The organism is Janthinobacterium sp. FW305-128, from assembly GCF_020858135.1.
Classification (GTDB): domain Bacteria; phylum Pseudomonadota; class Gammaproteobacteria; order Burkholderiales; family Burkholderiaceae_D; genus Janthinobacterium.
Genome location: NZ_JACYMK010000055.1, coordinates 1 through 534, shown reverse-complemented (window position 1 = coordinate 534; position 534 = coordinate 1). Strand labels below are relative to the sequence as shown.

1 rRNA gene is annotated in these 534 nt (G+C 52.1%); it reads right to left on the bottom strand.

Going from position 1 to position 534, the window contains the following annotated elements:
- A 23S ribosomal RNA gene (locus tag IGS60_RS28290) occupies positions 1–534 on the bottom strand; the annotation flags it as partial.

Genomic DNA, 534 nt, shown 5'->3' with positions numbered 1-534 from the left:
CTGTGTCGGTTTGCGGTACGGTCTCGTATGACTGAAGCTTAGAGGCTTTTCTTGGAACCACTTCCGATTGCTTCGTGCACAAGTGCACTCGTCTCAACCCCTTGAATTGCGCGCCCGGATTTGCCTAAGCGCCTTCTATGAGCCAAAAACCAACTATTCCAACAGTTGGACAACCTTCCGCGATCCGTCCCCCCATCGCATCATACGACGGTGCAGGAATATTAACCTGCTTCCCATCAGCTACGCATCTCTGCCTCGCCTTAGGGGCCGACTCACCCTGCTCCGATGAACGTTGAACAGGAAACCTTGGGCTTACGGCGTGGAGGCTTTTCACCCCCATTATCGCTACTCATGTCAGCATTCGCACTTCTGATACCTCCAGCATCCTTTACAAGACACCTTCGCAGGCTTACAGAACGCTCTCCTACCATATATATCTGTGATAAATCACAGAACAATATCCGCAGCTTCGGTGACTGGCTTAGCCCCGTTACATCTTCCGCGCAGGACGACTCGATCAGTGAGCTATTACGC